23 protein-coding genes are annotated in these 26,549 nt (G+C 53.9%); all 23 read right to left on the bottom strand.

The window, feature by feature from the left end:
- Nucleotides 1–1,022 precede the first annotated feature (1,022 nt).
- Nucleotides 1,023–1,514, bottom strand: a complete 492-nt coding sequence (locus C7820_RS01570; protein ID WP_076169866.1) for a DivIVA domain-containing protein — start codon at nt 1,512–1,514, stop codon at nt 1,023–1,025.
- 148 nt (nt 1,515–1,662) lie between these two features.
- Nucleotides 1,663–2,445, bottom strand: a complete 783-nt coding sequence (locus C7820_RS01565; protein ID WP_116229546.1) for a YlmH family RNA-binding protein — start codon at nt 2,443–2,445, stop codon at nt 1,663–1,665.
- Between the two features lie 9 nt (nt 2,446–2,454).
- Nucleotides 2,455–2,727 carry a YggT family protein gene (locus tag C7820_RS01560; RefSeq protein ID WP_116229545.1) on the bottom strand — a complete coding sequence of 91 codons (273 nt, stop codon included), beginning with the start codon at nt 2,725–2,727 and terminating at the stop codon, nt 2,455–2,457.
- Nucleotides 2,728–2,734: 7 nt separating this feature from the next.
- Complete coding sequence (locus tag C7820_RS01555; RefSeq protein ID WP_076169863.1) at nt 2,735–3,181, bottom strand: cell division protein SepF; 447 nt, start codon at nt 3,179–3,181, stop codon at nt 2,735–2,737.
- Nucleotides 3,181–3,873 (bottom strand): YggS family pyridoxal phosphate-dependent enzyme, encoded by a 693-nt coding sequence (locus C7820_RS01550; RefSeq protein ID WP_116229544.1) that lies wholly within the window; start codon nt 3,871–3,873, stop codon nt 3,181–3,183. Before C7820_RS01550 ends, C7820_RS01555 begins: the two co-directional genes overlap by 1 nt.
- Nucleotides 3,870–4,736 (bottom strand): peptidoglycan editing factor PgeF, encoded by an 867-nt coding sequence (gene pgeF, locus C7820_RS01545; RefSeq protein WP_116231582.1) that lies wholly within the window; start codon nt 4,734–4,736, stop codon nt 3,870–3,872. The genes C7820_RS01550 and pgeF overlap by 4 nt, the downstream gene beginning before the upstream one ends.
- 89 nt (nt 4,737–4,825) lie before the next feature.
- Nucleotides 4,826–5,143 carry a YlmC/YmxH family sporulation protein gene (locus C7820_RS01540; RefSeq protein WP_116231581.1) on the bottom strand — a complete coding sequence of 106 codons (318 nt, stop codon included), beginning with the start codon at nt 5,141–5,143 and terminating at the stop codon, nt 4,826–4,828.
- A 303-nt stretch (nt 5,144–5,446) separates the two neighbouring features.
- Nucleotides 5,447–6,229, bottom strand: a complete 783-nt coding sequence (gene sigG / locus C7820_RS01535; RefSeq protein WP_076169861.1) for an RNA polymerase sporulation sigma factor SigG — start codon at nt 6,227–6,229, stop codon at nt 5,447–5,449.
- A gap of 77 nt (nt 6,230–6,306) precedes the next feature.
- Complete coding sequence (gene sigE, locus C7820_RS01530; RefSeq protein ID WP_076169860.1) at nt 6,307–7,029, bottom strand: RNA polymerase sporulation sigma factor SigE; 723 nt, start codon at nt 7,027–7,029, stop codon at nt 6,307–6,309.
- Nucleotides 7,030–7,245: 216 nt separating this feature from the next.
- Nucleotides 7,246–8,211 carry a sigma-E processing peptidase SpoIIGA gene (gene spoIIGA / locus C7820_RS01525; protein WP_116229543.1) on the bottom strand — a complete coding sequence of 322 codons (966 nt, stop codon included), beginning with the start codon at nt 8,209–8,211 and terminating at the stop codon, nt 7,246–7,248.
- Nucleotides 8,212–8,688: 477 nt separating this feature from the next.
- Nucleotides 8,689–9,816: a cell division protein FtsZ gene (gene ftsZ, locus C7820_RS01520; RefSeq protein WP_076169858.1), complete on the bottom strand. Its 1,128-nt coding sequence runs from the start codon at nt 9,814–9,816 to the stop codon at nt 8,689–8,691.
- Between the two features lie 61 nt (nt 9,817–9,877).
- Nucleotides 9,878–11,158 carry a cell division protein FtsA gene (gene ftsA, locus C7820_RS01515; protein ID WP_076169857.1) on the bottom strand — a complete coding sequence of 427 codons (1,281 nt, stop codon included), beginning with the start codon at nt 11,156–11,158 and terminating at the stop codon, nt 9,878–9,880.
- Between the two features lie 195 nt (nt 11,159–11,353).
- Complete coding sequence (locus C7820_RS01510) at nt 11,354–12,121, bottom strand: cell division protein FtsQ/DivIB (protein ID WP_116229542.1); 768 nt, start codon at nt 12,119–12,121, stop codon at nt 11,354–11,356.
- A 61-nt stretch (nt 12,122–12,182) separates the two neighbouring features.
- Nucleotides 12,183–13,466, bottom strand: a complete 1,284-nt coding sequence (gene murA, locus C7820_RS01505; RefSeq protein WP_116229541.1) for a UDP-N-acetylglucosamine 1-carboxyvinyltransferase — start codon at nt 13,464–13,466, stop codon at nt 12,183–12,185.
- A 16-nt stretch (nt 13,467–13,482) separates the two neighbouring features.
- The gene (murB, locus tag C7820_RS01500; protein WP_076169854.1) at nt 13,483–14,388 is read right to left on the bottom strand and encodes a UDP-N-acetylmuramate dehydrogenase; all 906 of its coding nucleotides are present in this window, start codon (nt 14,386–14,388) and stop codon (nt 13,483–13,485) included.
- A 159-nt stretch (nt 14,389–14,547) separates the two neighbouring features.
- Nucleotides 14,548–15,657, bottom strand: a complete 1,110-nt coding sequence (gene murG / locus C7820_RS01495) for an undecaprenyldiphospho-muramoylpentapeptide beta-N-acetylglucosaminyltransferase (RefSeq protein WP_105444531.1) — start codon at nt 15,655–15,657, stop codon at nt 14,548–14,550.
- Between the two features lie 5 nt (nt 15,658–15,662).
- Entirely contained in the window at nt 15,663–16,760 is a 1,098-nt protein-coding gene (gene spoVE / locus C7820_RS01490; RefSeq protein ID WP_116229540.1) for a stage V sporulation protein E, read from the bottom strand.
- Between the two features lie 48 nt (nt 16,761–16,808).
- On the bottom strand, nt 16,809–18,230 hold the full coding sequence (gene murD, locus C7820_RS01485) for a UDP-N-acetylmuramoyl-L-alanine--D-glutamate ligase (RefSeq protein ID WP_116229539.1): 1,422 nt from the start codon (nt 18,228–18,230) through the stop codon (nt 16,809–16,811).
- 3 nt (nt 18,231–18,233) lie between these two features.
- Nucleotides 18,234–19,199, bottom strand: coding sequence for a phospho-N-acetylmuramoyl-pentapeptide-transferase (gene mraY / locus C7820_RS01480; RefSeq protein ID WP_116229538.1), 966 nt, complete (start codon nt 19,197–19,199; stop codon nt 18,234–18,236).
- Between the two features lie 20 nt (nt 19,200–19,219).
- Nucleotides 19,220–20,620 (bottom strand): UDP-N-acetylmuramoyl-tripeptide--D-alanyl-D-alanine ligase, encoded by a 1,401-nt coding sequence (locus C7820_RS01475; protein ID WP_309545758.1) that lies wholly within the window; start codon nt 20,618–20,620, stop codon nt 19,220–19,222.
- Nucleotides 20,620–22,107: a UDP-N-acetylmuramoyl-L-alanyl-D-glutamate--2,6-diaminopimelate ligase gene (locus C7820_RS01470; protein ID WP_116229536.1), complete on the bottom strand. Its 1,488-nt coding sequence runs from the start codon at nt 22,105–22,107 to the stop codon at nt 20,620–20,622. Before C7820_RS01470 ends, C7820_RS01475 begins: the two co-directional genes overlap by 1 nt.
- Nucleotides 22,108–22,154: 47 nt before the next feature.
- On the bottom strand, nt 22,155–24,176 hold the full coding sequence (locus C7820_RS01465) for a stage V sporulation protein D (RefSeq protein WP_116229535.1): 2,022 nt from the start codon (nt 24,174–24,176) through the stop codon (nt 22,155–22,157).
- A gap of 93 nt (nt 24,177–24,269) precedes the next feature.
- On the bottom strand, nt 24,270–26,549 hold the full coding sequence (locus tag C7820_RS01460) for a penicillin-binding transpeptidase domain-containing protein (RefSeq protein ID WP_116229534.1): 2,280 nt from the start codon (nt 26,547–26,549) through the stop codon (nt 24,270–24,272).

Here is a 26,549-nt window from a genome sequence, read left to right as displayed (position 1 = left end):
CCCTAAATCCCTCTTCGTAAGAGGGACCCCGAGGGCGCTGCCCTCTGGACACCCGGAAGTCTCCGTGCGCATCATTTGATACGGACTTAGTTATGCTTGAGCGTATCCCCGCTTGCCGCCCATCTTCCTTTGCCCCGCAAAGTGAAGATGGGCACGCTTGATGTTTGTGTTACCTTGTTACTAATCTTGTTACTAATTAAGAAACGCTCCTCTAATTTCCAGCCTGATCACCACTCAGTACACCAAATGATCTCCGTCAGCCCGGCACACAGCCTGCGCATGTGCCGCCGGTCGAGCGGGTGCGAAGAGGCGTAAGACCCATCTCGCATGGGAGGTTCCGAAGGCGGTCCCCCAAAGGGGGCAGCCGGAGAAGAACCAGGCACCTCGCCCACCATCACATCAATACTCCAAACTAGTTCCATCCTCGGAGACTTTCGGGTGTCCAGAGGGTAGAACCCTCTGGAGTCCCCCTTAGGATAAGGGGGATTTAGGGGGATCGGAACCGACATCAATACTCCAAACCAGCTCCGTCCTCGGAGACTTTCGGGTGTCCAGAGGGTAGGACCCTCTGGGGTCCCCCTTAGGATAAGGGGGATTTAGGGGGATCCGAAACAAAACAAATAAGCCTCATCCCCTAAGGGACGAGGCTTCTGCTCGCGTGACCACCCTAATTCCATTCTTTCAACAATCGTCCTTGAACCGCAAGGTCAAGCACATTGATCAAAGAATGACTCCTCAGTCCATACCGAGCTTCCGGCATGGAGCCGATATAACGTTCGGCGGCCCGGTTCGGCTTACGCACGCAAACCTGCGTTTCAGCTTCACTTCTCAGGGAGGATCTTCGGCTTCGGTTTGAACATTGGCTTTCAGCATACGCCAACTCTCTGGGGAACAAATCCCAAGCTTACTTATCCCGTCATCGAATTCATATTACGTTTCAAGTCTAACCCAATCACTTGCAAAAAAACCGATATGAATATATTTATATTCCTTTTTCCCGCAAAAGTCAACCAAGCAGAAGCCTAGTATACTTCGTTCGCTTCACGAGTCTCCCGGGTTTCCAGCGCTTCCCATCCATCCTGGCTGAGCAGCTCGAGCTGGGCTTCCACCAGCGTCCGGAAACGGGTACGGTAAATCGAGGCTTGCTTCTTCAGCTCTTCGACTTCCATCGCGATCTTGCGGGCCTTGGACAAGGATTCGTTAATGATGCGGTCAGCATTCTTCTCCGATTCCTTGATGATGAGCTGCGCTTCCTTCTTCGCGTTGTTCTTCACCTCATCAGCAGCTTCCTGCGCAACGATGATGGTCTTGGACAGCGTCTCCTCGATGTTCACGAAATGGTCAAGTCTTTCCTGCAATGAGGCCAGCTGACCCTGAAGTTCCTTGTTCTCGCGGATCACGCTCTCATAATCCTTAATGACTTGGTCGAGAAACTCGTTCACTTCATCTTCGTCATAACCCCGGATTCGGCGGGCAAACTCCTTGTTATGTATATCCAGTGGTGTTAATGGCATTGATGCGCACCTCCTAAAATGTTCAGGTTTCCCTGTCGACGAGCGGTCCTGATGGGCCTCACCCAAATGTATCGGTCAAAAGTTACGATATCTTTAATATTCTTGGATAATTCATTTCGACAGCAAAAAGACAATTCCTGCTGTAGCTCTACACAAATTTCCCTATTTTTACGCGCTGGCGTCCTTTTTTCGTCATACCGCCCGCCTCGATCACTTTAAACCGCCCGAACCCCTGCATCGAAACGAGGTCCCCTTCTTTCAGCAGATAGGAAGGATCCTCGACGACTTTCCAATTGACGCGGCAGCGGCCGGCACGGATGGGAACGACCACTTTGGTCCGGCTGATGCGGTAGGCATCAGAAGCAATTCCATCTAAACGCAAAGAAGCGACCGTAATATCCTGCAGTTCCAGCTCAACCTGGCTTGTCCGCAGTTGTTCGATCGGCAAAATTTCGCGCAGCACGTGAATCCGGTGCACCTGTGTTAAGTTCATGTCGAGAAACGTACTGATCTCTTCGCAAACCACGGTGTGGCATCCATCCTCAAGGACATGGATATCCCCGATTTTGCTTCGTTTTACGCCGAGTCCCAGAATGGAGCCCATGTAATCGCCATGCTCCAGCGACAAAAATTTCTGATCCCCGGAGTAGATGCTAAGCACCTTCAGTCCCATGTCCTCTTGGCTTAAATCCCGGTAATCGGGAGCCACCAGCGCCCGGCAGCGCTCCGCTCCCTCATATCCGCCGTCCAGGCGCACCTGAACGTCGGGGTGTCGGTTCACCAGCGACTGCAAAATAAAAGCCTGCCGCGGGTCTAAAAAATCGGTAAGCTTGACTTCGTGATATTCCCCGGCGTGAACGACCCATTCCCATGCCCGATCCACAAACTCGCGTTCATCCGGGTGAAAGTGATCATAGATGTCTAATTTCATCTCAGTCACCTAAAAAAATAGTGAAAAAATAATGAACCGCAATCCCTGCATAGCGAACTGGAGCACGAACAGAGCGACGATCGGGGAAATATCCAGCATGCCGAAGATTGGCGGGATAATTTTGCGGAAAGGGGACAGGTATGGCTCCACGAGCTTGCCGAGCAGCTCACCGATAAAGCTCTCGCGAATGTTCGGAAGCCATGACATGAGAACATAGATGATGATCATGTAGAAGTAGATATTAAAGAGCAGCGATAAAATCGTATCAATGTTTTGGGCCAAACTTGGCTCACCTCATTCTGTTGTAATCATGTTCCTCGGATAATAATTCCGAAATGGCACCCTGAATCTCGACCGTATCCGGTGTGCACAAAAAGATGTTATGGCCGATCTTGGAAATACCGCCGTTCAGGGCATAAACCGTCCCACTGAGAAAATCGATAATGCGGAGCGCCTGGTCCGAACGGACCCGCTGCAGATTGACAACCACCGTGCGGTGCGCACGCAGATGGTCGGCAATGGCCTGTGCTTCGTCATACGAATGCGGCTCATGCAAAATGACCTTTACATTTTTCTGGGAGTGAATGCTGACCACATTGTTGGTTCTAGTATTTCTACGTGTCTCAATGCTCGGGGTTTCAACTTCTTCTTCCTCCACCGGCAGCTGCTCCCGTTCTACGACTTCCTCCTGCTCTTGTAATCCCAAAAAAGACATAAACTTGTTCATCACGCTCATCATTCCCCTTCCTGTTTACCTACTAGAATCGAGCCCAAACGGATCCAGGTGGCTCCCTCTTCAATGGCCACTTCGAAATCGTTGGACATTCCCATGGAAAGATCGATTAATGGCTCTCGCGTAATTGCCTGCCGGTTTATGTCGTCTCTTAGCTCCCGCAGCCCGCGAAAAACGGGCCGGGTATCCTCCGCCTCCCCTTCAAAGGGGGCCATGGTCATCAAGCCGGCGACCTTGATATGAGGAAATTGATGAAGTTCTTTCAAAAAAGGGACAGCCTGCTCCGGCTCCAAACCGTATTTGGTATCTTCTCCAGAAATGTTAACCTGAACAAAGGTTTTAATTTCCAGATTCCGGGCTGACGCCACCTTCTCCAGTTCTTTGGCTAATGAAAGCCGGTCCAGCGAATGTATATATTCGAATTTGCCTGCCACGTCTTTGACTTTGTTGGTCTGCAGATGTCCAATAAAATGCCAGGTCCCGCGGGAACCAAGCGCATTCCATTTCTCCTCGGCGTTCTGCCAGCGATTTTCGCCGATATGCGTCAAACCGCTGTCCAGCACCCTTTCTGTCATGGATGTCGACACGTACTTGGTTACAGCGATCACATTGACGTCTTCCCTGGATCTTCCGCTGCGAAGGCAGGCTTCCTCGATGCGCTTGTTGACTTCACTTATCCGTTCTTCCAATGTCAAGGAAGATTCACCCCTTCTCTAAGCCCGATCCAACTCGCCATACGCCCTGTCGTTCCGCCGTCTTTTCTGTAGGAAAAGAACAAATCGTTGCGACAGCTCGTACACCATGATGTACATTCGATATGAGTCGGCAATATTCCTGCTTTCATCATAATCTGTCGATTTAATTCTTTCAAGTTCAGCATGCTTTTGCCGTCGGGTTTGGCAACGTAAAAATCGGCAGGGGAGTACTGTTCATTACCCAGGAAATGACTTGCTAAATCGTGTACATGACCCATCACTTTGTCATCTACCTCGTAACAGCAGGAGCCGATGGACGGACCGATTGCGGCGCGTATCTCCTCTGGCCGGCTGCCATAAGCCTGCCCCATCTTCTCCACCATAGCCGCGGCGATCCGGGCCACAGTCCCTTTCCAGCCGGCATGGGCCAGTCCGACAGCCTGGTGAACGGGATCGTAAAAATATAGCGGTACGCAGTCCGCATAAAACGACGTCAGCAGCACCCCTGGCACGTTCGTCAGAAGTCCGTCCGTATCCTGAAATCCCGATTCTCTGTTCCGGCTGCCGCGTCCGCGGCCTTCGTTCGTTACCACCGCGATGTCCGCCCGGTGAACCTGTTCCCCGCACGTCCAGTCATCCAGCGTAAAGCCCAGCTCTTCCGCAACCTTCAAGCGGTTGGCGACCACCGTCTCCGGCTGGTCTCCCACATGAAAGGCGGTGTTAAGCGTATCGTAAGGCGCGCTTCCCGCGCCGCCATTTCGTCCGGTAAATCCGGCGCTGATGCCGTTCCATTCACGAACCCACGGCTCCAGCATAAATAACGAAGGGCGCGAATCGCCCTCTTTTAACTTGAACGGTTCCAATTTCAATCACCTCAACCTCCAGTGTACCACATGGACACGGCTTGCATAAAACCAAAATGGTTGGTTTGACAAGGCAAGGCAGACCTTTCCTAGACATCCCTGTAGCCGCGGCGGTCCGCCTGCTCCGTTCTCTCTCTGTAGGAGGCGGCGTCCTTCTCGTCCTGGAGCGTCCGCAGTTCCTCCATCTTCACGAGGACGACATCCGATCCGATTTTGACGATATTGCTCCAAGGAATGATCAGGTCGCTGCCGCCTCCGAACAGCCCCCTGAACTTGCTGTAGCTTGGGACGACGATCGCTTCGATCCGCCCCTGGCGAAGGTCGAGCTCCAGATCGCTGATCTGCCCCAGCCTTTTGCCGTCCACGATGTTGATAACATCCTTCGTTTGAAAATCGGATATTTTCATGTTTCTGTCCACCGCCCAACGTTCTGGATTCACATGTTCCTCTCCTTTAGCAGTCTATTCATCAGACTCGTTCAATATATATGATTAATATATGCCGGCGCCGGGCAAAATGCCCATGTTTTGAAGCGAAATCCTCCGCAATACTCAGCCTCTCCGCGTTGGTTTGAAGGGGCTTTGCAGGACGGTTTCTCAACTTAAAGTTGATGACCATGGCATTCACCCGAAAGCCGAGCTAGCAGACCATCATCTCATCCAAAAAAAAGACGGCCCGTAGTGCGGACCGCCTTGCTTTACTTCATCTATTCACGATTTCACGTGCTTTTGCATTTGCTGGATGGCCGATTTTTCAAGACGTGATACTTGGGCTTGGGAAATGCCGATTTCGTCGGCGACCTCCATCTGGGTTTTGCCTTCGAAGAAGCGCATAGACAAAATCATTTTTTCCCGCTGACCCAGTCTCTGCATCGCTTCACGCAGCGCGATCTCCTCGATCCAGGAGACGTCCTTGTTTTTGTCGTCGCTGATCTGGTCCATTACGTAGATCGGGTCGCCGCCGTCATGGTAGATCGGTTCGAACAGCGACACCGGGTCCTGGATAGCATCCAGTGCGAAGACGACGTCCTCTTTGGGGACGTTCAGCACTTCCGAAATTTCGAAAATCGTCGGTTCCCTTGAGTTTTGATTCGTTAAGGAATCACGAACCTGCAGCGCTTTGTACGCAATATCCCGCAGCGATCGGGATACCCGGATCGGGTTGTTGTCCCGCAAATACCTGCGAATTTCCCCGATGATCATCGGCACCGCATAGGTTGAGAATTTCACATTTTGAGACAAATCAAAATTATCAATGGCTTTCATTAGTCCGATACAGCCCACCTGAAACAAATCGTCGACAAACTCCCCCCGATTGTTGAATCGCTGGATGACGCTGAGCACCAGTCTCAGGTTGCCGTTCACCAGCTTTTCTCTGGCTGTACGTTCGTTGTTTTGCTGTAAGTCATGGAACAGCTCCCGCATTTCCACATTGGTCAGGACGGGCAGCTTCGAAGTATCCACACCGCAGATCTCGACTTTGTTTCGGGTCATGATGATATACCTCCCAAGGAGAAACTAATGTACATTATCTCCCTGGAGGGTCATTTTATTCCTGATAAAAATTTTGCCTAGACCATTTTGTTGAACTCCTTGCGCAGCCGCTTGATGATGCGTTTTTCAAGTCGGGAAATGTAGGATTGGGAAATGCCGAGCATATCCGCCACGTCCTTTTGCGTCTTCTCCTCCCCGTCCTGAAGGCCGAAACGCAGCTCCATAATGGTTCTTTCCCGGTCGGTCAGCTTGTCGAGCGCCTTGTGCAAAAGCTTGCGGTCGACCTGCTCCTCAATGTTCCGGTAAATGGTATCATTTTCGGTTCCGAGCACATCGGAAAGCAGCAGCTCGTTTCCGTCCCAGTCGATATTGAGCGGCTCATCGAAGGATACCTCGCTCCGGATTTTGCTGTTCCGCCGCAGATACATCAAAATTTCGTTTTCGATGCAGCGGGAGGCATACGTGGCCAGCTTGATTTTTTTCTCCGGGTCAAACGTGTTGACCGCCTTAATCAGACCAATCGCTCCGATGGACACCAGGTCCTCGATGTTGATGCCCGTATTCTCGAACTTGCGCGCGATGTACACGACGAGCCGCAGGTTGCGTTCGATCAGCATCGCCCGGATGGCCGCATCCCCGGTGGACAGCCGCTGGAGCAAATATTCTTCCTCTTCGCGTGTCAGGGGAGGAGGGAGAGCCTCGCTGCCGCCTATGTAATAGATTTCTTCGCTTTTGAGTCCTAAGAGAAACAGGAATCTGTAGTACTGCAGCTGCGCTACCAATCTCCATTTCACACGCATAATTGATCCTCCTATAAGTTTTCCGCAGGAAAACTCTCATCGTAAGCATAAGCATTAGTTTTCCGTAGGAAAACAATCTTCGTAAGCATAAGCGTTAGTTTTCCGTAGGAAAACAATCTTCGTAAGCATAAGCGTTAGTTTTCCGTAGGAAAACGATCTTCGTAAGCACAAGCATTAGTCTTCCGCAGGAAAACGGTCTTCGACCTTCCCCTGCGATCACAGGTTACCCGCCGTTTCCAATGGCTCGGCTGCTGGACTCTGGGCATCATCCTCAACCAGCTTCGGATGGATAATGGCCTGATACGACCGGTCGCCCGACAGCTGCCCGCCGTCCAGGCCGACCAGCACCTTGCTGGAACGATGGACGCCGTCGCCGATCCGAACCTCAACGGCGTCAGGCTTGATGGCCAGCATGAACGAGGCGCTGCGGTTCACCCCCCGATAGGGAACGAGACGAAGCCGGTCCTGCCACGCAAAATCCATATGTTCCAGCTCCATCACCAGTTTGTCCGGCTCTCCATCGGCCAGCCTTTCGCACCATCCCGAAGGCAGACGGTCCGCCCACAGCGAAGCTTCCATGACCATCACCGGCGTTCTCGTCAGCGGATCGCTCAGCTGATTGCCCGTATCCAGCAGCCCTCTGCAGGTCACCCGGTGACCGCCGATCTCGACGGCGACCTCGCCCATAAATACGGAACGACTTTCCACCTGCTTCCGGGTCGAGTGAACCATTTTGAACCACAGCAGCATGCCAAACACCCCGATGAAGGTAAACCAGAACCCGATCTTCAGTTCAAACGACATGCCGCCGGAAGCCGTGAACCAAATCCCGTTAAAAATTTCTCCCGAATTTTGCAGCAAATAATGTATCCCGATAATCCCCCCGGCTACCGCAAAATTGATAATATAAAAGGCCCCCATATTCCGGATATAGTTTTGAAGACTTCCAAAACCGAAGGTTATCCATAACATCAGCAGGGATAAACCCAACTTGACCAAAAAGGTATACATAAACGAGAGCTGCGGCACAAACATCATGACGACATACAGGGCACCCACCACAGCCGCCACAATCAATCTCCACCACGGGGGCTTCAGCTTCCGCATCCAGGCTGTAAGCCAGAGCAGTGCACCGTCGATCAGCAGATTCGTGATGAATATCAAATCAATATACACAACCAGTGCTTATCACCTGCCTGACGCCTTTCCTGTTTATGGAATGATTGGATCCATAACGCATACACGGTACGCCGATATTCTCTTAAGCATTTTTGGGAGATGTGATTAGTATAAAAACAATACGGTTCAAAGTCTGTCTAAAATTGGAAGGGACTCCTGAACTTTTTTTGTCGAGTTCCGTTCTTTTATAGAGGAAGTTTCGGGGAAAAAGAAGCGTAAGCCGCCGTTGGCATGGGATTCGACACTCCCATATCTATCATCAAATTGTTATAAGTATTACCTCCGGCTTTAATGACATAGGATGAACTCTGTAAAGGAGGAACGCCTTTAAATATTCGAACGGATGAAAGAAATGACCGGGCGCACTCACACAAAAGTTTTTTGTACAATGCCGCTTCGTTTCCAACGGATTCCCGTTTCCACAAAAAAACACCCGCATTTCCGAAGAAATGCGGGTGTTTGACGGATGGAATGACATCCTTAGTCGTTATTGTTCTGACGGGAACGATTCCGCAGGAACGTTGGAATGTCCAATTGATCGCTGCTTGTCTGGTTCCCGAACGGACGCAGATTGTTCGTGTTGTTGCTGCGCGATTCTGCAGGTTCCGACGGCGCCGGTGTTCCCTGCTTGCGCACCTGAGGCTGCTGCACAGGACGGTTCTCAAACCCGGTCGCGATGACCGTTACTTTGATTTCATCCTTCATGCTCTCTTCAATAATAGCGCCGAAGATCATATTGACCTCCGGATCCGATGCCGAGGTAACGATTTCCGCCGCTTCATTGACTTCATACAGCGACAAATTGGCGCCTCCCGTAATGTTCATGATGACGCCGAGTGCGCCTTCGATCGAAGTTTCGAGCAGCGGGCTCATAATCGCTTTACGTGCAGCTTCTGCTGCACGGTTTTCGCCTGTCGCTATGCCGATCCCCATCAAAGCCGAACCGCGTTCGGTCATGATCGTTTTGACGTCGGCGAAGTCAAGGTTGATCAGGCCGGGCACCTTGATCAAGTCCGAAATGCCCTGTACCGCTTGACGCAGCACGTTGTCCGCCTCGCGGAATGCCTCCATCATCGGTGTTTTTTTATCAACGATTTCTAATAGCCGATCATTCGGAATAACGATAAGTGTATCGACTTTTTCCTTTAAGGCTTCGATACCGAGCACAGCCTGGGTGGAACGCTTGCGTCCTTCAAATGTAAACGGCCGTGTGACCACACCGACCGTCAGTGCTCCGCATTCCTTGGCGATTTCTGCGATGACAGGAGCGGCACCCGTTCCGGTACCTCCGCCCATCCCCGCAGTAACGAAGACCATGTCAGCACCCTTCAGCGTATTCATAATCAAATCGCGGGATTCTTCGGCTGCTTTCTTGCCGACCTCCGGATTTGCGCCTGCGCCCAATCCGCGGGTCAGTTTGTCCCCGATTTGCAGTTTGTGTTCCGATTTGGCCATATGCAATGCTTGGGCGTCTGTGTTCACCGTAATGAATTCTACGCCTTGCACGCCATTCTCGATCATCCGGTTTACAGCGTTGCTGCCGCCGCCGCCCACACCGATCACTTTAATTTGAGCCAAGCTCTCCATTTCAAAATCAAATTCCAACATATTTCCCCATCTCCCCCTCATTGTGCATGGATGGCCCGTCCACGTTATATGGAAAACCTGCTTAGATGAATTCGCTGAACATTTTCTTCAACCGTTCGATAATACCCGGATTCTGGGCTGACTCCGAGTTGGTAGCAGGATTCGCTTTCGGTCGGTTCACTGTTTTCTTCACATTGCTGGTATTGGCACTCGCCGTGTTGTTGGTGCTGCGCACGCGAATGTTGCGGATCACGTTGTGCAGTACCCCCACACCGCTCGTATAGCCGGGATCTCTGACCCCGATATAATCAGGCACGGCGATTCGGACCGAAGCCGCCAGCTCACCCTGTGCCACCTGAAGCACACCAGGCATGGAAACAGTTCCGCCTGTAAGAATATAACCTCCAGGCAGCTCGCTGTAACCAAGCCGCTTCACTTCTTCGCGGATCAGGTGGAAAATTTCCTGTACCCGGGGCTCGACGATAGCCGCCAAGTCCTCCTGGGTAAACTCCTTCTCCACGTTGCTTCCGATGCGGACCACCTTGAAGGTGACGTCCGGAGCGGCATCGGCCATTAACGCACAGCCGTATTTCAGTTTCACTTTCTCGGCCTGGTCGGTCAGCGTCCGCAACCCGTAAGCGATATCGTTGGTTACGAATTCCCCGCCGATCGGCAAAGAGGATGTCGCTGCGATCGTTCCCGCTTCAAACACGGCAATCGTCGTTGAGCCCGCACCGATGTCAACCAGTACGGATCCCATCGTCTTCTCATCCTTGGACAAAGCCAGCTGGCCCGCTCCCAAAGACATCAGGACCAGATCCTTGATCTTGAGTCCTGCCTTCTCCACACAGCGCAAAAGATTATGTATGGCTGTCTTAGCGCCGGTAATAATGATGGCCTCCACTTCCAAGCGGACACCGATCATGCCGCGCGGGTCATGAATTCCCTCCAGCCCGTCTACAACATATTGTTTGGCAACTACATCAATAATTTCCCGGTCCGGCGGCAGAGCGACAACTTCAGCGGCCTTAAGCACGCGTTCGATGTCTTCCTCACCGATTTCCCGATCCTCATTCGATACCGCCACAACACCGTGGCTTGATTGAAGTCCGATAGTATTCCCCGAAATGCCGACATAGACCTCCGATATTTGAATACCGACCATACGCTCCGCGTGGTCAACGGCACTGCGGATGGATTGTACAGTCTGGTCAATATCTACGATTGCACCCTTGCGAATTCCTTCCGAGTCGGCAGATCCAACTCCAATAATATTAAAGGTTCCATTATTAACTTCCCCAATAATAGCACGAACTTTGGATGTACCGATGTCCAAACTAACAATGATGTCATTGTTGCTCAACCGTGGCACCTCCTGTTTTTATAAAATAACTGCGTAAAAAGACACTCAACTTTACATATTCAACATACATGATTCTTTCCCTCTTTTTTCTACAAATTTTTCAATTGCCAATCTTTGTTACGAATCTCTTCAAAATCAGAAGAAAAAAGAGGGAGATTTCATACTTGTCCGTAATTTTAATTGTAGCATTTTTTACTATTCATGAGTAGTGGCATTTTGGTCGCCGTTTTCCTCGCCGGGAGGCTCGAAAGGAACGTAGGAATCAGCCTCCAGCATTGTGATGATACCCGGCTCTTCCGTCTCTATGACTTGGTTAAGATACTCGACCTTGTCTTTTAATAGCGAGATGGCCGTAATGACCTCAAACCGCGAGCGGGTGTACAGCTTAATCCGGTCCGGGAAGGACTCCGTCGGCGACGGGATGATCTCCGAGATGTCGGAGGTCAGTTCATTCGGAATTTGCCCCAGCACCTTGCAGAGCGCGGCTTTGTTCGGATCGGAGGCATTCCACTTCGTCAGGATCGGCTTCTCCACCGCGATTCCGGTGTTGTTCACCGACACCGTCGCACCGCTGGAAAGGATCGCCTGCAGATCCCCCTCCGCGGCAAGCTCGTACGCAACGGTAGGATACTCCTCGATCGTAACGTTAATGACGCCTGGAAACTGCTTGTCCACCGTCGCCTTTTGGATCGATTTCACCTTGAGCAGGCTGCTCTCCACCTTGGACGGAGATACGCCGAAGAACTGGCTGCCAACCTGCAGACCGCTGGCCTTCAGCAGCTCGTCCCTTGTCGTAAATATATTGCCTTTGAAATGAACCTCCGTGACCTGGCTCATCGTCGAACGAAAGAACAGAACAGATAGGATGACGATAAATAGCAGCAGCAGGATCCAAATAATACGTTTGCTGGCTTTTCTTTTAGGCTTGTCTTCTTTTAAAACAGGAATTTGGGCGTTAGGCATAGGATACTCTCCATATAATGCCTCTTATCCCCTTCAACTGGCGAAGGGGATAAGCGTGGCGTTAATTAGCTAAATCAAGCGGTTTGGGTACCGGCGTAAACCGATGTATATCCGCTCCGAGTTTTTGGAACAGCATTTCGATATGATCATAACCGCGGTCGATATGATGAACCTGCTCCACAACCGTTTTGCCCTGTGCAGCCAGACCGGCAATGACCAGCGCCGCGCCGGCCCGCAAGTCCGTGGCTTCAACTGTGGCTCCGTATAGGCGCTGCACCCCGCGGATAAAAGCGCTGTTCAGGTCGATTGTAATATCCGCGCCCATACGGGTCAGCTCGTCGACATGCTTGAACCGGCCTTCAAATACCGTCTCCTTCATGACGCTGAAACCGTCGGCTAATGACAGCAGCACCATGACCTGGGACTGCAGGTCGGTGGGAAACGACGGATACGGTGATGTTACGATCCGTTCCACCGCTTTGGGGCGGCTCATGCAGCTTACGCTCATTATATCATTGAGAATACTGATTTGAACACCAGCGCGCTTCAGCACGTGGATAAGCGAAGACAAGTGCGCGGGATTGCAGTTCGTCAAAGTGACGTTCCCCCGCGTCGCCGCCGCGGCAATCATGACGGTTCCGGCTACGATCCGGTCAGGAATAATTTCATAAGTGCACGGGGTCAGCTGCTGAACCCCTTGGATCGTGATCGTATCGGTACCCGCGCCGATAATGCTGGCTCCCATCCTGTTCAAGAAGTTGGCCAAGTCCTGGATTTCCGGTTCGCGCGCGGCGTTCGAAATCGTCGTCGTTCCGCTGGCGGTGGCCGCCGCCATCATAATGTTTTCGGTAGCCCCTACGCTGGGAAAATCCAAATGGATGTCGGCACCGGTTAATTTGCGCGCCCTGCAAATAATTTGCTGATCTCTCTCCTCAATTTCCGCACCAAGCTCCTGAAGCCCCCGCAGATGAAGGTCGATTTTCCGTTCGCCAATCGCACATCCGCCCGGCTGATAAACGGCAACCTCGCCGAACCTGGCCAGAAGGGGACCCATCAGAAATATGGAGGAACGCATTTGCCCCATTAAGTCTTCCGGCACATGAAACGAATTGGCAGACGATGTATCCACGGTGACCGTCTCCTGCTCATGCAGCGTCTTGCAGCCGATCCTTTCGAGAATGCCCAGCATCACATCAATGTCCAGCAGCCGGGGGACATTATTCAGCCGAACTTCGCCTGCGGCCAGCAAGCTTGCTGCCAAAATCGGCAATGCGGCATTTTTTGCTCCATGGATACGTATGGTTCCTGATAGGGCTTTGCCACCCTCAATCACCAATTTGTCCAATGTATCACCTCCGAGTTTACCGCTCACCAACCGCATACACTTCCGGCATCAGTTCAATGCCGTATTCAGTTTGAATCGTCTCCTGAATGTGATGCATTAATGTGAGCACGTCCTCTGCTGTCGCTTGACCGGTGTTTACAATGAAATTGGCGTGCTGCATGGACACTTCTGCCCCTCCGATCCGTTTGCCCTTCAAACCGGCATGCTCCACCAGCCTGGCGGCATGATCGCCTGGAGGATTGCGGAACACGCTCCCTGCGCAGGCCATCTGCAGCGGTTGGGTGCAGCGCCGGTATTCTTTGAAGCGGGCCATCGCTTCAGCAATTTGCTTACGGTCTCCAGGCCGCAGCTCAAACACGGCTCTTGCCACGATCCCTTTGCGCTCATGAAGGATGGAGTGACGATAGGCAAAGGCCATCTCTTCTGCAGTGTAAGTCACCAATTCTCCTGTATCCAGTACAATCTCAGCGGACTTGAATATGCGTGACACATCAGACCCGTGGGCTCCGGCGTTCATATACACGGCACCGCCTGCGCTTCCGGGTATCCCTCCCGCAAACTCGAGGCCTGTTAAACCTTCTTTTCCGGCCAGGACACTAAGCTTTACGAGGGAGAATCCTCCTCCGGCGGTAACCCGGTTTCCCTGAAAATGGGCATGATCGAGCTCCCCGCCCAGTTTAATCACGACGCCGCGAAAGCCTTTGTCGGCAACGAGCAGGTTGGAGCCGCGGCCGATCTGCAGCCAGGGGATTTGATTCGCATGCAGCAGGGAAATCAGGCTTACCAGCTGCTCCACGCTGCCCGGGATGACAAGCGCGTCGGCAGGACCGCCGATTTTCCAGGTGGTATAGCTCTCCAGAGGTTCATTCCAGCGAATCGTTCCGACATGGGCTTCGGACAGTAGGGACTTCCACTGCTGCATCGCAAAGCATCCTCCTTTATCGTTAAGCGGGAAAGAAGCGGTATGGACCGGTATACTGCGGCCGATCGTAGAACCGTGCCGGTATTCCATGGGTGATTGTCACGATTATAGAGTATCTTATGTAGTACATACCGCGTGTGTGACAATCGCCCACGGCTTTCAGCGGCCCCGCGACAGGCGGCGCATTTCTTCCACGATCACCTTGGCCGAATCCGGTTTGCCCAAGCTCCGGGAGCTTGCGGACATTTCCTGCTGCAGATTGTAATTCATCATGATATCTTCAATGGACTCATAGAGCCGCTTGCCCGTCAGTTCTTTCTCCAGGATGACTTTGGCCGCGCCGGCTTTCTCCAGCTGTCTTGCGTTAGCCACCTGATGGTTGTTGGTCACATTCGGGGAAGGAATGAGAACGGATGGAATCCCGAGCGATGTGATCTCCGCCAGGAACGAAGCCCCTGCACGGTTGACGATCAGGGATGTCGCCGCAAGCACTTCCGGCATGTTATGAATATACGGCAAAACGTGAAGATGATTAGGAAGGCTTCCAAGCCGGCTCCTGATATCCTCACGCGTTTGGTCAAAATAAGTTTCTCCGGTCACATAAACGAAATGGATATGCTTCAGCTTCTCAAGCCGCGGCGCCATTTCGATCATGGCGTCGTTAATTGCCTTGGCTCCTCTGCTGCCGCCCACAATCAGAACGACGGAGCTGTTCATCGGGATGCCCAGTGTGGCAAAACCTCTTTCCCGGTTCGCCGTCTGAACCGTCGTCGCCCGCGGATTCCCGGTGTAAATCACCCGTTTGGCTTTGGGAAAGGCGCCTTCGGAACCTTCAAAGCTTACGGCAACCGTGCTGACGTACCGGCTCAGAAACTGATTCGTCAACCCGGGGATGGCGTTCTGTTCATGAATGATGCTCGGAATGCCGAGCTTCGCAGCCGCGTACACCACCGGACCGCAGACATAGCCGCCGGTGCCAATGACAACGTCCGGCTTAAATTCCTTCAGCAGCTTCTTGGATGTTTGGACTCCCTTTAGAAAACGCATGACCGTTTTCACATTGTCCATCGATAGCTTACGGCGAAACCCCGTAATGTCGATGGCTTCGAAAGGGAGATTTTCTTGGGGGACGAGCTTGCTCTCCAGCCCCCGGGTACCGCCAATATATAAAAATTCGGAATCAGGATCTTCCGCCTCACATTGTCTCGCGACAGCGACGGCCGGGTAAATATGTCCTCCCGTGCCGCCGCCGGATAATACGACGCGCAATGTATTCACCTCGCATAACGTGATAGATTAAGTAAAATGCCGAGCGCGGTCAGCATCAGAGTTAACGATGAGCCTCCGTAACTGATCAGCGGGAGCGTAATTCCGGTGACCGGCATCATACCGATAACCACGCCGATGTTAATGACGACCTGAACGGCAACCATGCCGATAATGCCGACGGCCAGCAGGCTTCCGAACCGGTCGGGGATCGTCATGGCCACACGCATCCCCCGCCATACGAGCACGAGGAACAGCAGCAGCACGATCAGACCGCCGATAAATCCGAGCTCCTCCGCCAGGATGGAGAAAATAAAGTCGGTCTGGGGCTCGGGCACGTAGCTGTATTTCTGCCGGCTCATTCCGAGTCCGAGCCCCCCGAGTCCGCCGGGGCCAATCGCATATAGCGACTGGATGATCTGGTAACCGGCGCCGAGCGGATCCGACCATGGGTCAAGAAAAGCGGTAATACGCTTCAGCCGGTAGGGCGCGGCAATGATCAGTCCCGCAAAGCCGGCTACCCCGCCAAGCCCGAGAAAGCCCAGATGGCTCAGCTTGGCCCCTGCCGTAAAAACGATCATCATCGACGCGCCAAGCATCACCGTACCGGTTCCCAAATCCGGCTGCATCATGATCAGCCCGAAGGCCAGTCCAATCAGACCGAGAGGCGGGAGCAGGCCTTTGCCAAACGCCGTAATGTTGAAGTTCTCGCTGCTCAGCCACTTGGACAGGAACAGAATCATCCCGAGCTTCATAAATTCGGAGGGCTGAATGCCGAAGGAGCTGATCCCGAGCCAGCTCCGTGCACCCCCGCGCACAACGCCGATGCCCGGAATCAGGACGATGATGAGCAGCCCGAAGCAGATGATCAGTCCCGCCTTGGCGTATTTTTTCCATACATGGTAGTCCAAATTTGCGGTAAAAAACATCGCGACCAGTCCGAGTCCGGCAAACAGCATCTGTCGCTTGACGAAATAGAATGAGTCGCCGTAATCGTGAAAGCCCAGTACGGAGCCTGCACTGTATACCATGATCATGCCGATCGTCAGCAGGCCCAAAATACAGAGAAGGAGCCACAGATCCGGCGCCGGTCGTGTCTTGTTCATGAGGAGGCCACCTTTTGCCAGGAAGTAGGGGCTTATCCACCCCCCTACTTAAAGATTATGCACCGCCTCTTTAAAAATGCGTCCGCGCTCCTCATATGAGGTAAACATGTCCCAGCTCGCGCAGGCCGGCGAAAGCAATACGACATCCCCGGCTTCGGCGAGAGCTGCGGCCTCTTGTACCGCGGAACGCAGCACAGCGGCGGCGTCCTCACCAGTATCGGCCTTGCGGATATGCTTTAATCCGGCCATTTCGGCAACTTTCGCGATTTTATCCGCCGTTTCGCCGAGCACCACAACCGCCTTGACGTGCTCGCTCAGCAGCGGCATCAGCTCCATGTAATCCGAGCCGCGGTCCAGACCGCCGGCAATCAGCACGACCGGCTGATGGAACGAGGCGAGCGCCATGCCTGTCGCTTTGGCGTTCGTCGCTTTGGAATTGTTGTAATAGGCAGCGCCGCCGACGTCTCTGACATACTCCAAGCGGTGCTCCACCCCGTGGAACGAAGCCAGAGGTTCGGCCAACCGGTCTGGTGCAGCGCCGGCTGCGATCGCGATCGCGCAGGCCGCTGCGGCGTTTGCGACGTTAAACCGGCCGGGAATACCGATTTCCTTCACGGGGATGATTACCTGGGACCGCCCGTCCGAATCGCGGTATACGATGCTGCGCTCTAGGTCGTCTTCCGTGTCCGGAATATAAGGCGGGCTCACATACACGCCGACTTGCAGTTCTTCCGTCACCGAGAACGGAAGCAGCTTGGCCTTTATATAAGGCACCAGGCTGCGGCAGTAAGAATCATCCCAATTGAGGACCGCGGTATCATCCTCTGTCTGATTGGCGAACATTTTCGCTTTGGAAGAAGCATAGTCTTCCATGCTGCCATGATAATCAAGATGGGTTTCCGTCAGGTTCAGCAGGCAGCCGATACGCGGACGGAAATCCGTCGTTCCTTTCAGCTGGAAGCTGCTGAGCTCGGTAACCATCCAGTTGCCCGCATCGGCATGCTGCGCCGCTTCGCACAGCGGCGTGCCGATGTTGCCGGCGACGATCGGACGCATACCGGCCGCTTCCAGCATGTTGCCCACCCACGTCGTGGTGGTCGTTTTGCCGTTGGAGCCGGTGATCCCGATAATCGGCGCCTCGCAGATGTGATAGGCGACTTCCACCTCGGTCACCACTTCGATCCCGAGCTTCAGCGCCTCCTGCACCGGCGGAGCTGTGTACGGAATTCCCGGATTTTTGACGAGCAGAGAAATACCGGGATGAACCAGCCCCTCGGGATGACCACCGCAAATGACGGTGATTCCCAAGGGCTCCAGTTCCCCGGCTTCGGGACATTGATCCTTTTCCTTTCGATCATTCACAGTAACAATCGCTCCGGCCTGGTGCAGCACTTTGGCGACCTGCACGCCGCTTCGGGCAAGCCCGAGCACTACGATCTCTTTACCCCTGTACGAATCTGGATGCTTCATCTTCTACAACCCCTTGTTCAAGTAAAGTCCAAGTCCCGCGAGCACGATGCCTACCGCCCAGAAGGTCATGACGACCCGCCATTCGGACCATCCGGTCAGCTCGAAGTGATGGTGAATCGGACTCATTTTAAAGATACGTTTGCCGCGGGTCTTGAATGATGCGACCTGAAGAACGACGGACAGCATTTCGATGACGAACACGCCGCCGATCACGATAAACAGCAGCTCGGTTTTGGTGACGATGGCGATGCCGCCGATGGCTCCGCCAATGCCGAGCGAGCCCGTATCCCCCATGAATACTTTGGCCGGGTGGGCGTTAAATACAAGAAACCCGAGCACCGCCCCGATCATGGCAGCGGCACAAACAGCGGCCGACAGCGAGGTCGCCTGCATGGCGACGATGGCGAATGCGGCAAAAGCGATGGCGCTCACGCCGGACAGCAGTCCGTCGACCCCGTCCGTGAAATTGACCGCGTTGGTCACAGCCATCATCATAATGACGATGAATGGATAATAGAACCATCCGCCCCAGTCAAACGACCACGACGTTCCCGGTACGCTGATCGCCGTGCTGTGGCCGTTCTTGATGAGCAGGTAACTCATGATCGCGGCGAAGAGCAGCTGCAGGATAAGCTTCTGCTTCGCCGTCAGTCCGAGAGAACGCTTGAACACGATTTTAATATAATCATCAAGAAATCCGATCAGGCCGAAGCCAAGCGTGGCTACGAGCAGTACGTAAAAATCCGTATTAATGACGGAAAATTTCAGAAAAGCAAGCGTAAAAGCCAAAATAATGACGATTCCGCCCATTGTCGGCGTTCCCGCCTTCTTCAAATGGGTCTGCGGCCCGTCGTCGCGGACCTGCTGGCCGAACTTCATACGCCTCAGCAGCGGAATAAGCAGCGGAGCGGCAATCACCGCGAGAATAAAAGATACACCGATCGTTAACAGCAATAGTTGATAGTCCATGGATTCACCCCCTCTGTGCGCTATTTCTGCAAGTTTTCCTTAACTAGAGCATCCACAATTTCTTCGAGCTTCATACCCCGCGACGCCTTGACGAGCACCACATCTTTGGCATGAACGCGCTTGACGAGATGGGGGATCAGCTCAGCTTTATCCGTAAAAGAAAATACGCTCAGGTCCGGACGAATCTTCCGGGCCGCTTCAGCGGTCTCCTCCGACAACGGTCCGTACGTGTACAGCACATCGACCCGGTCCGCCGCGGCGTACTGCCCGATCTCGGCATGGAACTCCTTCTCCTGCGGCCCAAGCTCCAGCATGTCCCCCAGCACGGCCACCTTGTGATGATAGCCTTTGAGACTATGAAGCGCGTCGATCGCAGCCTTCATGGAGGTTGGACTGGCGTTGTAGGCGTCGTTCAGAATGGTCAGCCCGCTCGGCGCCACGATTTGCTCGATCCGCATCCCGGTCAAATGCAGTCCGGTCAGTCCCGTGCGGATGTTCTCCTCGGTAATGCCGAAATGGCGGGCCACCGCGAGAGCTGCAAGGCAGTTAATGACGTTATGCTGGCCGAGCAGCGGCAGATCCAGCCCCTCCTCCGGATGCAGCAGTGACGTAAAAATAATCCCCTTGCTGTGGAACATCATCCCTGTGGGGTAATCGTCGTTGCTGTGATCCAACCCGAACGTAAAGGTCCGGAGCCCTTCGGGTTTCACCGTTTCGGCTTCGCCGAGCACCATAGGAATCAGCGGCTCGTCGCCATGGTAGATCAGCAGGCCGCCGGGCTTCATGCCGCTAATAATTTCCACCTTGGCCCGGGCGATTTCATGTCTTGAGCCGAGCTGAAGCAGATGCGCTTCCCCGATATTCGTAATGACCGCCACATCAGGACGGGCGATTTGGGAGAGACGCTCGATCTCATGCCGGCCGCTCATTCCCATCTCCAATACGGCGATTTCCGTATCCGCCGGCATCTCTAAAATGGTTAAGGGCAGTCCAATATGATTATTGAAATTGCCCCCGGTTTTATGAACTTTATAGGTCGTAGACAGAAGGGTATACACCATATCCTTCGTCGTCGTTTTGCCGTTGCTGCCCGTAATGCCGACTACGCGGCAGCCTACTTCTGCCAAATAGGCCTCAGCCAGGGTCTGCAGCGCCGCAAGCGTGTCATCGACAACAATGACAGCTCCCGCCGGCGCCTCGCCCCGGTCGCGCTGCCACAGCGTCGCGCCCGCTCCGTCCTTCAGTACGGATTCGGCATAAGCGTGTCCGTCAAAACGTTCCCCGACGAGCGGGACGAACAGGCTTCCTTGCTTTATTTGTCGGGAGTCCGTAAACACGCCTTGAATCGGCAGCTCCCGGTGTTGTTCCTGCGAGAGTGTTCCTCCGCACATGGCGGCCATTTGGCCTAAAGTCGTCGTAATCACTTATCCAATCCCCTTATCGCTTCCTTGGCAACTTCACGGTCGTCGAAGTCATAATTCGTCGTACCAATGGTTTGATAGGTCTCATGACCTTTCCCCGCAATCAATACTACATCCTGAGGGCTTGCCATTTCAATAGCCTTTTGTATAGCCGTCCGCCGGTCCACGATCATCTCGTAGCGCTCCTGCGGAACGCTGTCATCCTTAAGACCCTGCTCGATGTCCTTCAGAATCAGCTCCGGATCTTCCGTTCTCGGGTTGTCGGATGTGACAAAAATGAAGTCGCTGTACTTGGCCGCGATTTTGCCCATGATCGGACGTTTGGTCCGGTCCCGGTCTCCACCGCAGCCAAACACGGTAATGACCCGGCCTTCGGCGAATTCGTTGACCGTCTTCAGCACGTTCTCCAGACCGTCAGGCGTATGCGCGTAATCGACGATAACGGCAAAAGGCTGTCCGGCATCCACCGACTCGACCCGGCCGGCCACGCCCGGTACCGATTCAAGGCTGCGCTTGATATTGTCCAGTTCAATGCCTTCGAGCAAGCCGGCGGTAATGGCGGCCAGCGCATTGTAGACGTTGAACTTGCCGACCATTCTCAGCTGGATATCGGCGCTGCCCCGGAAGGTGTCCACATGGAAGGAAGTTCCCTGCGCCGTCACCTTGACGCCGGTTGCCCGGACGTCCGCGCTGTTCTCAACACCGTATGTAATGACTTCAGCTGCCGTAATTTTGGCGAAATAGGAGGAGGCTTCATCATCCGCATTCAGCACGGCAAACTTGCGCTGCTCCGGCTGATGGGCGAATTTGTTGCCCAGACGGGCGAAAAACAAACCTTTGGCCGCGCGGTATTCCTCCATCGTTTTATGATAATCGAGGTGGTCCTGCGTCAGGTTGGTGAAAATGGCGGTACGGAAGTCGGTGCCCTTCACCCGTCCCTGCTCCAGCGCATGGGAGGATACCTCCATCACGCAGCACTCCACGCCGTTCGCCGTCATGTCATCCAGGGAACGCTGAAGCTCCAGCGCTTCCGGCGTTGTGCCGGACATCGGGAAGGTCCTTCCGCCGTAGCGCATCTGGATCGTGCCGATCAGGCCGGTGTTGACCCCTTGGTCGCTCATCATTTTTTCGATGAGGTAGGTTGTGGTCGTCTTGCCGTTGGTTCCCGTCACGCCAATCATTTTCATATGGGAGCTCGGCGACCCGAAAAACGCATCGGCCAGAACGGCCATGGCAAACCGGCAGTCCTTGACCACGATCTGCGGGAGGTCGATGTCCAGCTTCCGCTCGACAACGAGCGCCACCGCCCCTTGTTCCGCAGCCTGGCCGGCATAGTCATGACCGTCGACCGTGTGGCCCGGGAGGCAGATAAACAGGTCTCCCGGCGCCACTTTACGCGAATCCACCTGGATGTTCGTAATCGTAATGTCGCCGTCTCCGATAATTTGTGCCGTCGTTAATGCAGATGCCAGTTCATTTAGTTTCATCTCTTGATCCCTCACTCTAGTTCTATTAGTCTCGAATATCGCCGCAATCAATTATGGGTTGAGGCATCATTCTGCTGTGTGCCGGTACCGTCCTGAGGCGCTTCCGGATCATCCTGCGCTTCGTCCGCATCACTCTGATCCTTCACGTCCGCGTCCGTTCCCATATAAATCCGGATCGTCGAGCCCCGCTCCACCCGGCTGCCCGGTTTGGGCGCCTGACTGATGACCGTGTTCCCGGTACCGGACTTAGCCAGCGTAAAATTCATGTTCAGATCCTCATATAAATCTTCAACCGTCGCCCCCACCAGGTCAGGAACGGTGTCGATCGGCGTATCTCCGTATTTATAAGTTTTCGGCAGCTGATCCTTGCGCTCCGGCACCTTCAGCACATGCAGTGAATCCTCGAGAATGTGCTGGACGATCGGCGCTGCCACGACGCCGCCGAATTGAATGCCGGCCGGATTATCCACCGCGGTGTAAACAACGATTTGCGGGTCGTCCGCCGGTGCAAAGCCGATGAATGAAACGATATGCTCCGTAGAGGAGTAGCGGCCGTTGACGACGATCTGGGCGGTACCCGTCTTGCCGCCGACACGGTATCCGTCGATGAAAGCGGGTCTGCCCGTCCCTTTAGCCACTACGCTCTCCAGCGCTTCGCGCACCTGCTTGGACGTATCCTCCGAAATAACTTGTCTAACCAGCGTCGGCTTCGTTTCGCTCACCGTTTGGCCGGTCTCCGGATTAATCCAGGCTTTGGCAACGTAAGGCTTAAACAGCTTGCCCCCGTTGACGGCAGCCGACACGGCAGCCACCTGCTGGATCGGCGTCACGGACACCCCTTGTCCGAAAGCCGTCGTGGCCAGCTCGACCGGGCCCACCTGAGACGGCTTGAACAGGATGCCGTTCTCTTCTCCATTCAGATCGATGCCCGTTTTGGAGCCGAATCCGAAATTGCGGATATAGTTAAACAGCGAATCTTTGCCCAGCCGCTGGCCCAGAACGACAAAGCCCGGGTTACAAGAGTTTTCCACGACCTGCAGGAACGTTTCGCTGCCGTGGCCGCCCCGCTTCCAGCATCTCAGGCTGGCTCCCCCGACCTTGATATATCCCGGATCGAAAAACTGCTCATTCTTGAGGTCCACCTTCTTCTCCTGAAGGGCAGCCGCCAGCGTAATGATCTTGAAAGTCGAACCGGGCTCGTACGTCATCCAGATCGGCAGGTTCCGGTTATACACTTCGGATGGATATTCCTGATAATTCGCCGGCTCAAATCCCGGACGGCTGGCCATCCCCAGAATCTCTCCGGTTTTCGGGTTCATGGCGATCGACCAGGCGCCGCGGGCCTGGTACTGAACCATCGCCTGGTCCAGCTCCCTCTCCATAATCGACTGAATCGATTTGTCGATCGTCAGCTGGAGGTTAAGGCCGTCTCTAGGCTCCTCGTATTTCTCGGAAGATCCCGGCATGAGCCTGCCCCCCGCATCGGATAAATAGGAGACGCTGCCGTTAATCCCCTGCAGCTTGGTGTCATATCTCTGCTCGATCCCGGTCAAGCCCTGGTTGTCGATGCCCGTAAAGCCCAGAATGTGCCCGGCAAGGTCGCCGTAGGGGTAAAACCGCTTATTGTCCTCAGCAACGACGATACCCGGCAGCTCTAAATCACGAATTTTCTGAGCAAGCTCCATCGTAATTTTGCGTCCACCGGGTTGCAGTCGTTCAATCCTTGATTTCTTCGTAATAGACTTCATAATCTTGTCTTCGCTCATACCCAGCAGAGGAGCCAGCGTCTTCGCCGTCTTCTCGGGCTCCTTGATCTGGACAGGGATCGCCATGATCGTCGGCGTGCTTATATTATAAGCCAAGGGCGTCCCATTGCGGTCCTGAATCTCGCCCCGCTTGGCCGTTGACGGAATTTCCCGGCGCCAGTTCTCCTCGGCCTTGGCGGATAATTCGCTGCTCTTTCCAAGCTGCACATAGGCTAGCCTCACGATCAGAGCGGCAAACAACAGGCAGAGGATCAGCAAGCTCCACAGCAGCCTCCGCCTCATGGTGACGTTTGAAACCTTCATTTGTTATCCCTCCCCGCTTCCCTACAGCTTCATGACTGTTCATATCATGAATATTCGGGACAACCAGGGGATAGAACAAGCTGTTGCCGCTTATCAGTTATCGCTGGCTTCTTCGCCGGACTTACCGTCGGCCGAATCGCCGGCCGACGTATCCTTCGAACCGGAATCGTCCTTCGTGGAGGATGATGAAGTATCCTGCGATGTCTCTTCATCCTTGACCGGCTTCAGCGTCAGCTGGACGGAACGCTTGCCGTTCTTGTCCGTGACCAGCTGCTCGCTGACGTATCCTTGGCCTTCGACGGTAACCGAGCATTTCAGCAAGGTCAAAATATCCAGCGCATCACGCAGCGATTCGCCTTTTAGATCCGGCACGGTCATCTTGTCGGTCTCCTCCGTGAGCAGATAAATGCGCTGCCCCGGGCTCATCGGCGTTCCCGCTGCCGGGAACTGCCGGATGACCGAGGTGCCCTTGCCGATCGTTTCGAAGTCGATGCCTGCGTTCAGCAGCTTCTGCTTCGCGTCCTTCACGGCCAGCTTCGTGAGCGTCGGAGCCGGTGAGCGTTCTGCCGTCGTTTTGCCGTCGGACGTTTTTTTGGTGTTCGCCTTCGGCACGCCCATATACGGCAGGGCCTGGGACACGATTTTCTTAAAGATCGGCGCCGCCACCGTGCCGCCGCCGACATCAGGGTCATTCGGCTGGTCCACAATGACAATAAGGGCGATCTTCGGATCGTTCACCGGCGCAAAACCGACAAAGGAGACGACGGACTTTGAGTAATCCGGTTTGCCGTCGGAGCCGTATTTGACCGCGGTTCCGGTTTTACCGGCCACCCGGTATCCGTCGATGTAGGCGTTGCGCCCGGTACCTTTTACCTGGTCCGCGACGACCTGTTCCAGGTAGCTGCTCGTTTCCTTGGCGGCTTCCGGTGAGATCACCTGACGGACGACCTTGCTCGTATCCGGAGCTAACACAACTTTGCCTGTATCCGGATCGGTAATCTCTTTGATGATATGCGGTGTCTTCAGCTTCCCACCGTTCGCCACCGCGCTGATCGCCGCCAGCTGCTGGATCGGCGTCACGGATACGCCGTGTCCGTAGGACGCGGTCGCCACCTCGACCGGACCCGGAAGATTGATCGTGGTGGATACTTCGCCAGGCAGTTCAATGCCCGTCTTCTGACCGAAGCCAAAATCCTTGATATATTTCAGCAGGCGGTCTTTCCCGAGCATTTCCGATCCCAGCTTAACGAAAGCGACGTTACTGGAGCGCTTCACGCCCTCAAGGAACGTGATTGGTCCCCAACCATATCGATTGATATCATGAAGGTACGTATGAGTCCCTTTGACCTGGATTTGTCCGGACTGGTAGATCGCATTTGGATTAAAAAGCTTTTCCTGCACCGCACCTGCCAGCGTTACGATTTTGAACGTGGAACCCGGCTCGTACGTAGCTTTGACGGCATAGTTGAAGAAGTCTTTCTGGTCCTTCGTGTTCCAGTACGTATTCGGGTTGAATGTCGGCAGGTTGGCCATCCCGAGTATTTCCATCGTCTTCGGGTCGGCAGCAATGACCGTCATGCTGATCGGTTGGTACTTTTCGTACGTCTCTTTCATCGCGTCTTCGATATAATACTGGATCGTGTCGTCGATCGTCAGCTTTAAATTTTTACCATTGACAGCCGGCTTGTACACCATATTCGCTTCGGGAAGCTGGTCCCCTTGCCGGTCGCTTTCGTATTTCATGAGTCCTGAGGTGCCTTTGAGGTAATCATCCAGACTTGCCTCAAGCCCGGCTACAGCCTCACCATCCCGGTTCGTGTAACCCAGAATATGAGCCGCAAGCGTCCCCTTCGGATAATAGCGCTTCTGCTCCTTGATCATGTCCAGCCCGGTTTCAAGCACCTTTTTTTCTTTTTTAAGCTGTGCCTTCAACTCTTTGTTGAGATCTTCGATCTGGGCCTTCTTCGTTTCGTCAATTTTCCACCCTTCGTTCCGGACCTCCCGGTTGGTAAGGTATTCCCCGTCCTTGTCTTTGGCGTTTACAAGTTCCTTAAGCTCGCTTTCATCCTTGCCTAAAATCTTGTGCAGCCCTTCGATGATTTCGTTCTCCAGCCCATTCTCGTGGATAACAGCGGGATTGACGATAACGGTATAAGCCGGGACGTCGGATGCGAGAATATCGCCGTTGCGGTCCGTAATCGTGCCGCGGGATGCCGGAATCGGGACTTTTTTCGTCCACTGGGCGACCGCCCGATCATGCCAGTCATCCCCGTTAACCACCTGCAGTGCAAATACCCGAATTAACAGAACAACAAAAAGGAGGGTGATGAATCCTCCTAGGAGCAGTGTGCGAAGTTTTATTCTTTTTACCAT

Origin of the sequence: Paenibacillus sp. VMFN-D1 (assembly GCF_003386155.1) — a bacterium.
GTDB classification, from domain to species: domain Bacteria; phylum Bacillota; class Bacilli; order Paenibacillales; family Paenibacillaceae; genus Paenibacillus_AQ; species Paenibacillus_AQ favisporus.
Note: the sequence above shows the minus strand (reverse complement) of the source record. Positions and strands in the feature narration are given on the sequence as shown.

Coding starts and splice junctions, on each gene's coding strand:
- C7820_RS01570 (WP_076169866.1), bottom strand. CDS start 1,514: ATGCCATTAACACCACTGGATATACATAACAAGGAGTTTGCCCGCCGA.
- C7820_RS01565 (WP_116229546.1), bottom strand. CDS start 2,445: ATGAAATTAGACATCTATGATCACTTTCACCCGGATGAACGCGAGTTT.
- C7820_RS01555 (WP_076169863.1), bottom strand. CDS start 3,181: ATGAGCGTGATGAACAAGTTTATGTCTTTTTTGGGATTACAAGAGCAG.
- C7820_RS01540 (WP_116231581.1), bottom strand. CDS start 5,143: ATGAAAATATCCGATTTTCAAACGAAGGATGTTATCAACATCGTGGAC.
- sigG (WP_076169861.1), bottom strand. CDS start 6,229: ATGACCCGAAACAAAGTCGAGATCTGCGGTGTGGATACTTCGAAGCTG.
- sigE (WP_076169860.1), bottom strand. CDS start 7,029: ATGCGTGTGAAATGGAGATTGGTAGCGCAGCTGCAGTACTACAGATTC.
- ftsZ (WP_076169858.1), bottom strand. CDS start 9,816: ATGTTGGAATTTGATTTTGAAATGGAGAGCTTGGCTCAAATTAAAGTG.
- C7820_RS01510 (WP_116229542.1), bottom strand. CDS start 12,121: ATGCCTAACGCCCAAATTCCTGTTTTAAAAGAAGACAAGCCTAAAAGA.
- murB (WP_076169854.1), bottom strand. CDS start 14,388: ATGCAGCAGTGGAAGTCCCTACTGTCCGAAGCCCATGTCGGAACGATT.
- spoVE (WP_116229540.1), bottom strand. CDS start 16,760: ATGAACAAGACACGACCGGCGCCGGATCTGTGGCTCCTTCTCTGTATT.
- murD (WP_116229539.1), bottom strand. CDS start 18,230: ATGAAGCATCCAGATTCGTACAGGGGTAAAGAGATCGTAGTGCTCGGG.
- mraY (WP_116229538.1), bottom strand. CDS start 19,199: ATGGACTATCAACTATTGCTGTTAACGATCGGTGTATCTTTTATTCTC.
- C7820_RS01470 (WP_116229536.1), bottom strand. CDS start 22,107: ATGAAACTAAATGAACTGGCATCTGCATTAACGACGGCACAAATTATC.
- C7820_RS01465 (WP_116229535.1), bottom strand. CDS start 24,176: ATGAAGGTTTCAAACGTCACCATGAGGCGGAGGCTGCTGTGGAGCTTG.
- C7820_RS01460 (WP_116229534.1), bottom strand. CDS start 26,549: ATGGTAAAAAGAATAAAACTTCGCACACTGCTCCTAGGAGGATTCATC.